We start from the raw sequence: 1,404 nt of genomic DNA, 5'->3' as shown, positions 1-1,404 counted from the left end.
AAAGCCTGAAAAGCCGTCTCAGCGTTTATGCGTCGCCTGCTGGTTCAGCAGGCGACGCATTTCTCCCAGAAAGGTTTTTGCCAACCGTGTGAGAGACCGGTTTTCAGCCCAGACTGCTGATGCTGCTACCGGAATAGAGGGGGAGAACGGGCGCTGAATAAGGCGGAAACGTCCGGCAGAGTTGGCGGTGAGAGGGTCAACCACGGCCACTCCTACCCCCTGATCAGCCAGAATGCAGGCTGTCAGGCCGTAGCGCACTTCTACTGCAAAAGTCAGTTCGACGCCCATCTGTTCGTAAGCGCGATGTAATGCCGCGCCGAGTTTGGTTTCCTGTTCCTGTGCGATCAGGCGATGGTGGTGCAGATCTTTTGGCGTGATGATTTCACAGGCAGCGAGAGGATGTTCCGGAAGCATGACGCAAACCATTTCTCCTTCATACAGGACTTCCGAGCAGATCCCCGGCCGCTCGGCAAAGCCAAGAATGAAGCCTAATTCGGCCTGATGCGTCTCTATGCTTTCAAGAACTTCCTCGTAACGCCGGGTGTCGAAGAAGGTGCGGACACGTGGGCGGCGGATCTGCATTTCGCGAATGGCACGAGCCAGGACGCCGTATCCGACCGGAGGCGTTGCTATGAGGCGGAGTTGTCCTGCCTTGTTGTCCCTTATGTCCTTTATCCGGCTCTCGAGACGTTTGTGTGTATCGAAGATTGATTCTGCTTCAGCCAGAAGAATCTTTGTTTCGGGTGTTGGAAAAATGCGGTTATTAACTCTCTGGAACAGCGCAAATCCGACCTGCTCTTCCATGACCTTGAGGGCATTGCTGACAGCAGGCTGGGACAGACCGAGAGCATGGCCGGCAGCAACCGTCGTGTTGTAACGTACGATGGCACGAAGAATTTCAAGCTGTCGGAGATTCACTGAATAAGCACCATGAATAGTCTCTGCTTGAATCATCATATCGATATCATGAATAATCCACTAGCGGAATATTCATGGGGTTTATATCATGATGTATCCAGCTTCGATCACTGAAGATTACAGCCTGACAGGATGCCCTGATGTTCTGGATCAAAGACCGACCTGCCCTCGTTTCGGCCCATCCTATCTACGATATTACAGCCGCCTTGCCGCCAGATGCGCCGGTTGTGACATCGCCTCATGCCTTCACGGAACAGGATCTCAGGCCTCTGCTTGCCGAAGCTGAAGTCCTGTGCATTTCCATGATGTGGCGTGATGAATTTCTGGACCTGGCCCCTAACCTGAAGATGATCCAGTCAATCAGCGCAGGTGTGGATCATTTCCCGATGGGACGCCTGAAAGAGCGCAATATTCCACTCTGCACGGCGGGAGGGACCAATTCCCGCACGGTCGCGGAGCATACGCTGGCTTTCCTGCTGAATATCT

Annotated in this window: 1 protein-coding gene and 1 pseudogene; one reads left to right on the top strand and one right to left on the bottom strand. The window is 53.6% G+C overall.

Annotation, left to right across the window (positions count from 1 at the left end; genetic code table 11):
* Positions 1 to 18: 18 nt before the first annotated feature.
* Entirely contained in the window at positions 19 to 957 is a 939-nt protein-coding gene (locus tag GSP01_RS14590; protein ID WP_228124019.1) for a LysR substrate-binding domain-containing protein, read from the bottom strand.
* A gap of 101 nt (positions 958 to 1,058) precedes the next feature.
* Between GSP01_RS14590 and GSP01_RS14585 the strand changes: the two are divergent.
* A pseudogene (locus GSP01_RS14585) lies at positions 1,059 to 1,404 on the top strand (D-2-hydroxyacid dehydrogenase); the annotation flags it as partial.

The organism is Gluconobacter sphaericus NBRC 12467 (genome assembly GCF_006539125.1).
GTDB lineage: Bacteria > Pseudomonadota > Alphaproteobacteria > Acetobacterales > Acetobacteraceae > Gluconobacter > Gluconobacter sphaericus.
Note: the sequence above shows the minus strand (reverse complement) of the source record. Positions and strands in the feature narration are given on the sequence as shown.